This window comes from Archangium sp., assembly GCF_036389735.1.
Taxonomy (GTDB): Bacteria; Myxococcota; Myxococcia; order Myxococcales; family Myxococcaceae; genus Archangium.
The window spans coordinates 1-8,437 of the sequence record NZ_DASVWK010001024.1 but is presented as its reverse complement, the minus strand read 5'-3'; the positions used below and the strand labels follow the sequence as shown (position 1 = coordinate 8,437).

6 protein-coding genes, 1 tRNA gene and 1 pseudogene are annotated in these 8,437 nt (G+C 69.5%); 2 read left to right on the top strand and 6 right to left on the bottom strand.

Annotation, left to right across the window (positions count from 1 at the left end; translation table 11 throughout):
- Together VF794_RS36550 and VF794_RS36545 are read right to left on the bottom strand one after the other, a co-directional pair.
- Positions 1 to 279 (bottom strand): annotated as a pseudogene (locus VF794_RS36550) (VWA domain-containing protein); the annotation flags it as partial.
- A 263-nt stretch (positions 280 to 542) separates the two neighbouring features.
- Positions 543 to 704 carry a hypothetical protein gene (locus VF794_RS36545; protein ID WP_331117780.1) on the bottom strand — a complete coding sequence of 54 codons (162 nt, stop codon included), beginning with the start codon at positions 702 to 704 and terminating at the stop codon, positions 543 to 545.
- A gap of 506 nt (positions 705 to 1,210) precedes the next feature.
- Between VF794_RS36545 and VF794_RS36540 the strand changes: the two genes are divergently transcribed.
- Complete coding sequence (locus VF794_RS36540) at positions 1,211 to 3,412, top strand: (Fe-S)-binding protein (protein ID WP_331117778.1); 2,202 nt, start codon at positions 1,211 to 1,213, stop codon at positions 3,410 to 3,412.
- Between the two features lie 66 nt (positions 3,413 to 3,478).
- On the opposite strand, the gene VF794_RS36535 is transcribed toward VF794_RS36540, so the two are convergent.
- The 4 genes from VF794_RS36535 to VF794_RS36520 all read right to left on the bottom strand — a co-directional run bounded on the left by VF794_RS36535 (position 3,479) and on the right by VF794_RS36520 (position 7,413).
- Positions 3,479 to 4,441, bottom strand: coding sequence for an LpqB family beta-propeller domain-containing protein (locus VF794_RS36535; RefSeq protein WP_331117776.1), 963 nt, complete (start codon positions 4,439 to 4,441; stop codon positions 3,479 to 3,481).
- A gap of 109 nt (positions 4,442 to 4,550) precedes the next feature.
- Positions 4,551 to 5,084, bottom strand: coding sequence for a non-proteolytic archaemetzincin-like protein (locus VF794_RS36530; protein ID WP_331117774.1), 534 nt, complete (start codon positions 5,082 to 5,084; stop codon positions 4,551 to 4,553).
- 25 nt (positions 5,085 to 5,109) lie between these two features.
- Positions 5,110 to 5,183: transfer RNA gene (locus tag VF794_RS36525), tRNA-Gln, on the bottom strand.
- Between the two features lie 130 nt (positions 5,184 to 5,313).
- Complete coding sequence (locus VF794_RS36520; protein WP_331117772.1) at positions 5,314 to 7,413, bottom strand: MASE1 domain-containing protein; 2,100 nt, start codon at positions 7,411 to 7,413, stop codon at positions 5,314 to 5,316.
- A gap of 104 nt (positions 7,414 to 7,517) precedes the next feature.
- Between VF794_RS36520 and truB the strand changes: the two genes are divergently transcribed.
- Positions 7,518 to 8,417, top strand: a complete 900-nt coding sequence (gene truB / locus VF794_RS36515) for a tRNA pseudouridine(55) synthase TruB (RefSeq protein ID WP_331117770.1) — start codon at positions 7,518 to 7,520, stop codon at positions 8,415 to 8,417.
- Positions 8,418 to 8,437: the final 20 nt, after the last annotated feature.

Below are 8,437 nucleotides of genomic sequence, written 5' to 3'. Positions count from 1 at the left end.
GCCGGAGTCCATGATGCGCAGGGGCACGGACTGCTCGGGGACGCCGTCGAAGGGGAGCAGCCCCAGGTAGTCCTTCGGGCCCGCGCGCTCGACGAGGAGCTGCGCGGCCTCCACCGCGGCCGCGAGCGGCGCGCCGCGCATCGAGGCGCTCCGGTCCAGCACGAGGTTCACCGCCACGGGGGCGCGGGGCGCGTCCTCTTCGGCCTCCACGGTGACGAGCAGATGCACATCCCGACCCCGCTCACCGTCGCGCTCGACCGCCCAGGCCGTCAGCTTCATCGCCTCATCCTTCCGTGCCGGGAGCGTGCGCCCGAGCCTGCCGGGTCCCCGGTCCCCCAGTATCGCCGCCCTGGCCCCCGAGGTTGCAACTGGTACGCCCTCGATGGCCCCGGGTGCGCGCGGACCTCACTCGCGGAGTGGGAGATGACACGGAGCCGCGGATTCCCTCCCCGGAGCGGGTGCCAGCACCGGCTCGACAGGGGGACGCGCTCCTGGGCGTCACTGCATGCCCCCGCGTCTCCCTCAACGCGGGGGCCAGGGCACTACTCGGCCGCGTAGCCGCCCCAGGCCTCGTCGGCGCCCCACAGCCGACCACCCGGGGAGTCATACACCGGGACGATGGAACCCGACCCCTCGTCCTCGCCACCCGGAACGACGTACTCGATGCCCTCGTCGTCCATGTACGTCATGTCGTCGTGCACCATGGCTTCTCCTGGGCGCTTTTCGTGCTGCCTGGGTCGACGGCCGCCTGGCTCGCCGCCCTCACGGGCGCCCCCCACTCGGTCCCTGGGGCCCACCCCATGCGGTGCCCCTTCCGGACTACATTGACCGATTTACCGAACAGGATGGGGATGGTCGGCCGCGCTGTAAACCCCTTGGGCCTCACAGCAACCGTCCACGTCTCGTGGTGCACGCCTGCTCGCGTTTACACAGCACCTTGTGCCTGACCGCCCGCATCGCGCTGGTTTCGGGCCAATGGGAGGCTCGGCGCGACGGGGCCAGCCCCAGGCCCGCCCGGAGAGCGACCCGGCGAGCACGGCCAGCGGCCCACTGCGTCCAAGAGGGGACAGGACGCGCAAAGTCCTGTCCCCTGCCCCGTCCAAGCGCTTGATTCGCGAATCAACCTTGTTAGGGTTGCAGGGTTACGGCATTGCCGCAGCGCGGCATCGGGCGCCGCCGCGCGGCCCTTCGCGAGGTTCACCGAACCGCCATGAGTCCCATCATCACAGGCCTTCTTCTCGTCGTCGGACTCTCCGTCTTCGTCATGACCATGGCCGGACGCATGGGCGTCCTGCTGGCGATGAAGAAGGAGAACCGGCTGGACAACCTTCCCCAGCGTGTCTCGGCGCTCGTGCGCTTCGGCCTCGGGCAGAAGCGCATGGTGGACCCGGAGGAGTTCACCCCGGGCCTCATGCACGTGCTCATCTACGCGGCCTTCATGGTGCTGGCGCTGCGCACCCTGATGATGTTCGCGATGGGCTTCTCCGAGACGGCCCTGGTGCTGCTCACGGACCTGACGGACCCGTTCTGGACGGCCCACCCGGCGCTGCTCACCGTCTACCGCCTCTACCTGCTGGCCAAGGACCTGGTGGCCGCGGGCGCGCTGCTGGGGGCCGCCTACTTCGTGTACGTGCGCGCCAGCGTGAAGCCGGACCGGATGAGCCCCTCGTGGGAGGCCTACCTCATCCTCGGCTTCATCTCCGGGCTGATGGTCACCGAGTTCCTCTTCGGTGGCAGCCACATGGTGCCCCGCGAGCAGACGATGCCGCTGGCCACGGGCAACTTCGTGTGGTGGGAGCCGGTGACGGGCGCGGTGGGCATGCTCATGAAGCCGCTGGGCTACCCGGTGGCGCACGCGCTGGGCGTGGCGGGCTTCTGGATCCACCTGGCCATCATCCTCGCGTTCCTCAACTTCCTGCCCTGGGGCAAGCACTTCCACGTCATCACCGGCCTGCCCAACGTCTTCTTCCTGCGCCTGGGACAGGGCCAGCGCAACACGCAGAGCGCGAAGCTGCCGACGCCCAACCTGGAGAAGGAGGAGTTCGGCGCCGCGACGTTCAAGGACCTCACCTGGAAGCAGGGTCTGGACCTCTACTCCTGCACCGAGTGCGGTCGCTGCCAGACGCACTGCCCCACGTACATCACCGGCAAGCCGCTCACCCACAAGGGCGTCAACCAGGACCTGAAGCACTGGGCCTGGGAGAACCAGATGTGGATCGAGGAGGGCCGGGGTCCCTCGGGCACCACCGAGCCCCTGCCTGAAATCATCGGCAGCGCGCTCAAGGCGGAGACGGTGTGGGCGTGCACGAGCTGCGGCTGGTGCGAGACGGCCTGCCCGGTGTTCATCGAGAACGTGCCGCGCCTCATCGACATGCGCCGCTACCAGGTGCAGGTGAAGGCGGAGTTCCCGCCCGAAATCCAGCGCGTGTTCGAGGGCATGGAGCGCCAGGGCAACCCCTGGGGCATCGGCCAGGACAAGCGCGACGAGTGGGCGCAGGACCTGGCGCTGCCCACCTGGGGTGATGGTGGCGGCCCGTACGAGTACCTCTTCTTCGTGGGCTGCGCGGGCAGCTACGACGACAAGCAGAAGAAGGTGAGCCGCGCGCTGGTGAAGATTCTGCGCGAGGCGGGGGTGAGCTTCGCCACGCTGTCCAAGCAGGAGATGTGCAACGGGGACTCGGCGCGCCGCATGGGCAACGAGTACCTGTACCAGACGCTGGCCAAGACGAACGTGGAGTCGTGGAACTCGATGGGGGTGAAGGCGGTCATCACCCAGTGCCCGCACTGCTTCAACACCATCAAGAACGAGTACCCGGAGTTCGGCGGCGAGTACCGCGTCATCAACCACACGCAGCTCATCAATGATCTGCTGAAGGAGAAGCGCATCAAGCTCTCCCAGGTGATGAACCAGAAGCTGACGTACCACGACCCGTGCTACCTGGGCCGGCACAACGGGGTGTACGACGCGCCGCGCGAGGTGCTGAAGGCGATTCCGGGGCTCGAGGTGGTGGAGATGCAGCGCAGCAAGCGCGAGGGCTTCTGCTGCGGCGCGGGTGGCGGGCGGATGTGGATGGAGGAGCACCTCGGCACGCGCATCAACCACAACCGGATCAACGAGGCGTCGCTGACGCTCCAGCACGCGGCGGATCCGAGCACGCCCTTCCCGTCGGCCACGGACAAGCAGAAGCCGGGGCAGGTGGGCGACTACAAGGAGCCGGGCGGCAAGGGCGTGGTGGCGGTGGCCTGCCCGTTCTGCTCGACAATGCTGAACGACGCGGTGAACGACACGGGCCGCGAGGAGCGCATCAAGGTGAAGGACATCACCGAGCTGGTGGCGGACGCCATGGAAGTGAAGAAGCCGGGCGCGGGCACGGTGGCCCCGAGCGCCGCGGTGAACACCAAGCCCGAGTAGCGCCGGACAACCCCACGCGGTACCCGGAGGCCCGGAGACCCGAGAGCGGGTCCCCGGGCCTTCGTTCTAGCCGCCGTAGGCCGGCTCGAGGGCGCCGGGCACCACGAGGGAGAGGCTGCCCGAGCCGCGCACCGACGAGGCGCTGATGCGGTAGACGTTGTCGTTGCCGCCGTCATCCGAGAGGAAGCCCAGCTCGGTGTTGCCGCGCCAGCTCGGGTAGGAGTCCTCCACGCCGAGCTTCTCCGTCACCTGCGTCACGTTGGAGAGCTGCTGGCCAATCTGCCCCACGAAGATGCGCGAGCCGCTGCTGGTGCGGCCGTCGAAGGCCACCTTCGTCCCGTCCGGCGACACCGCGACGCGCGACACCACCACCTGCGCCACGTTGCCCAGGCTGGTGGAGATGGGAGTCGCCGTGCCGCTCGTCATGTCCACCTGGATGAGGAAGTTGAGCTGGCTGCTGGAGTAGCCACCCGCCGCGAGCACGCTGCGCCCATCCGGCATGAAGGAAGCCGGCCCGTACACATAGGAGCCACCGCCGGCCAGAATCTGGAAGCCGCTGGCATCCGTGTTCACCCGGGCCAGCATCGCGAAGCCACCCTTGTCCAGGGTGAAGACGATGGTGCGTCCATCCGGGCTGAAGGTGGGATAGCGGAAGTTGGCGCAGTTGGCGCAGTTGATGTTCGTGCTGGAGACCAGCGTGGAGGGCTGCCCCTGGCCGGTGGTGGGCACCGTCCGCAGCTCGGAGGTGCTGTTCGCCCTGTACACGAAGGCCACCAACTGGCCGTTGCGCGACACCGTGGGGAAGTACGCCCCACCCTGCTGGGTCAGCTGCGCCGGGCTGTTGGGGTTGCCGTTGTCGTCCAGCGCGTACACGTTGCGGCCGGTGGCGTCGGCGCGCACGAAGACGAAGCCGCGGCTGAAGACCGTTCCCGCCGTACCGCCACCACCCAGGTCCAGGTCATCCAGGGGCTCGCACGCCGACAGTCCCACCGCCACCGACAAACCCAGAATCTTCCACACCGACTTCATACCCGTGCTCCTGTCTGTCCGGCCTCGGATGAGGCGCCCCGGTTCGGGGTCGTCGCGCATGGAGACGTCCATGCGGGCGCGGCATTCAAGCACGAGCGAAGAAGGGGGCCTACCGGTTGAGCTTGTTGAGCTCGTTGCGGCAGTTGTTGCACAGCGACACCTGCTTGCGGTCGCAGTCCTGCGGGGCCTGGGCGAAGAACATCACGCACCGGGCGTCCTCGCAGTAGGACAGCCCCAGCAGATGGCCCGCCTGGTGGACGGCCTCCACCTGGAGCCGGCGCCGGAACTGCTCGCCCTCGGCGCCCTGGCGCAGCCGGGCCAGGCTCATCACCGCGCTCTTGGACTCGCGGTCCGCCTCACCCAGCACGAAGGGCGAGTCCGGCACGAAGAGGTCCACGTCCGTGAGGCCCAGCACCATGGAGTGCCCCGGCTCCAGCAGCGTCACCAGTCGGCGCATGATGGCGTTGCAGTGGTACTGGCCCCGGTCCTTGTTGAAGGCGTAGGTGGGCGTGGGCAGCACCGTCTTGCTCATCACGGTGGCGAGCCCGAGCTGAAGCGAGATGGGGCCCTCCACTTCGCGGAGGAGCACCGGCGGCGGGTTGCCCAGGGAGACCAGCAGGAGAAGCTTCTGCGGCTGTGGCATTGGCCCACCGTCCTCAAGAGAAGAGTGGCTGGGGCGCAAGGATTCGAACCTTGATAATCAGATTCAAAGTCTGACGTCCTGCCATTAGACGACGCCCCAGCAAGTACGCACGGTTACGACCTGATGGGAGATTGTAAGCCATCCCGAGGGCCTCGGAAACATTTCCGTTCGGAGGTCGACTGGCCGACAGCGGGAGGTCCTGGCGGGTAGGAGCCTTTTTCCCTGCCCTTCAGGTTGGATGGGAGCTCGCGGGGGAGGCGGGCCAGGAAGCGGAAGCCGACTCGGCGGCATAGCGGGACGAGGGCTCGGAGGCCGGCAGCTCCAGGATGAAGGTGGCCCCCCGCCCCGGCTCGCTGCTCGCCTGGATGGTCCCCCCGTGGGCCTCGACGATCTGCCGGGTGAGGAAGAGGCCCAGCCCCAGGCCGCCATACTTCCGCACGGACACCGCCCGCTCGAAGCGGCCGAAGATGCGCTCCAGCGCCTCCGGGGGCACGCCAATGCCCTGGTCCCGCACGGTGAGGCGGGCCCGGCCCTCGTGCTCCTCCACCTCCAGCTCGATGGGGAGGCCCACGCCGAACTTCATGGCGTTGCCCAGCAGGTTGGTGAGGGCCTGCTCCAGCTGCATCCGGTCCCACAGGCCGGTGACCTGCTCCTGGACCCTGACGGATACCGAGCACCGGGCGCGATCCATCTCGATGGACAGGCGCTCCAGCACGTCCCGCACCAGCTCGCCCAGGTCCACCGGCTCGCGCACCAGGTGCAGCCGGCCAGTGTTGATGCGCTCCACGTCCAGGAGGCTCTCCACCAGCCGCCCGAGGCGGGAGATCTGCCGGGCCACCACCTGGAAGCGCGTGAGCACCGTCTCCGAGGCGGGCAGTTGCCGCAGCAGACGCGTCAGGCCCTGGAGCTGCAACTTGAGCGCGGTGAGGGGGGTGCGCAGCTCGTGGGCGGCGACGGCGATGAAGTCGTCGCGGACGACGATGGCCTCCTGGGACTCCTTGAGGAGACGGGCGTTCTCCAGCGCGAGCGCGCAATGGTGGGCCAGATCCTCGGCGAAGGAGGCCATGCGGGGACGGGGCGGGTGCGTGCGCCCGGCCATCACCAGGGCCATGCCGCCCAGCAGGCGCCCCCGGAGCCGCAACCCCGTCAGCACCCGCCCCCCCTCCGGGCCGACGCCGCGCCGCGAGGACCCATGCAGCCGGTGCAGCTCGTCGCGCAGGCGCGCCTCCACCTCCGGCGACACCCCCACCCGTACCAGGGGCACGAAGCGGCCCTCCTCGTCCTTCATCCACAGGACGAGGCCCGAGGCCAGCGACGGCACGACGAGCCGGGCCACGCGCGGCAGGGTGTCCCTCGGCTCCATCGACTCGGCGAGCGCCGCGCCGGCCTCGGCCAGCACCCGCTGGGAGCGCTCCACCCGCAGGCGATCGCTGACCATCGCGGCCAGCACGAGCGTGGACAGGCTCGCCACCGCCAGGAAGACCTGCACCGAGAGCACGCGCTCCTGGAGGGTACCGGGCAGCACCCCGAAGGGCCCGTGTCCGTGGGCGGTGTGGATGATGGCGATCGTGCCCAGCACCATCGCGGCGCTGGTCGCGCCCCGAGGGCCCAGCCGCAGCGCCGCCCAGAGGACGAAGGGCAGGCAGAGGTAGGGCAGGGAGAGGAGGATGCCCCGGGGCGAGGTCTGGCCGAAGGTGAGGTGGGCCATGAGCGCCAGCAGCAGCAGCGTCCCCAACAACTCCAGGCCTTCCAGGGACCTCCGGGCCCCGGACTGCCCGGTCCTCCAGGTGAGCAGCAGGGGAGCGAACAGCACCGCCCCGAGCCCGTCCGAGAGGTACCAGCCCAGCCAGTCCGCTTCAAAGTCATAGACGTGGCCGAAGAGGGCCACCGCCCCGATGCCCAGGGTGGCGCTCGGCAGGGGACTGAGCAGGCCTCCGGCGACAAGCAGCGCGGCCACATCCCGAGGTCGGGAGAAGGTCACCGGCCTGTCGAGCCACCGGCGCATCAACCCCGCGCCCACCACCGTGCGCAGACAATTCCCCACGGCCCAGAAGAAGGCCATGTTCCAGGGGTCTCCATACAAGGGGACGAGGAGGAGCTCCGCGAGGAATACGACGACCAGGTACACGGGCCAGCGGCGCACCTCGGCGCGCACGAAGACGGCGAGCGTCAATCCGCCGGGCAGCCACACGGCGGCATTCTCCTGGGGTGGAAAGGCGAAGAAGGCGCTGAGGGCCTTCGCCCCGAGCAAGGCCCCGAGGAACAGCACGGCGCGCACCAGGACCTCCCACGACGGCAGACGAGGCGTGCTCTGTCCCTTCAAGGCCATCCCGTTCCCTCGGAAATAAAGGTATGCATGAGCTGAATCCAGCGCCTCGCGACGCCCGTGTCCCAGCGGGCAGGAGTCGGTGGACTGTCGAGGAAATCCGACGCATGAAGCCCGGCATCTACCTGGCCCACAAACCGGTGGGGGCGACCAGCTTCTCCATCGTCCGGGACCTGATGCGAGAAGTGGAGACGGCGGGCCTCTCGCGCAAGCAAATGCCCGTGTGTCACGGAGGCACGCTCGACCCCTTCGCGGAGGGCCTGTTGCCGTTACTGGCGGGCCCCGCCACACACTTGATGGAATGGCTGCACGTCGTGCCCAAGACGTACGAGGCCGAGGTCGTCTGGGGCGTGGAGACGGACAACGGAGACCTGCTGGGCCGGGTCATCCACGAGGGCGATGCCACGGCCCTCACGGCGGAGACGTTGGAGGCGGCGCTCATCCCCTTCCTCGGTTGGACGGAGCAGGTGCCCCCCGCGACCAGCGCGAAGAAGGTGGGCGGCGAGCCCGCCTACAAGAAGGCGCACCGGGGCGAGGCGGTGGAGCTGCCCCCCTCGCGCGTCTACCTCCACGAGGCGCGCTGGCTCTCCCATGAGCTGCCCCGGAGCAGCCGCCTGCGCCTCACCTGCCGGGGCGGCTACTACGTGCGCGCCCTCGCGCGGGAGCTGGGCCGGGCGCTCGGCTGTGGTGCCCACCTCGCCCGGCTGCACCGCACCACCATCGGCCCCTGGGCGGATCCGGGCCCGGGAGGCCGCCTCTGGCTGCATGGCCCCGAGCTGCTGCCCTGGTGCGCCTCGCGCGTCATCGCCGGCGACGAGGTGAACGACGTCAAGCACGGCCGCACCATCCCCCTTGGAGAGCTCCGGCCTCCGGACTGGCGCCTGCCCGAGGGCTTCCCGGACCCCGAGGCCCCCGTGCGCGCCCTCCAGAAGGGCCGGCTGGTGGCCCTGCTGCGCGAGCAGGAGGGGGCCCTGCGCGCCGTCACCCACCTGTGGCCGGGGCTTTGAGCCACGAGGGCCCTCCCTCG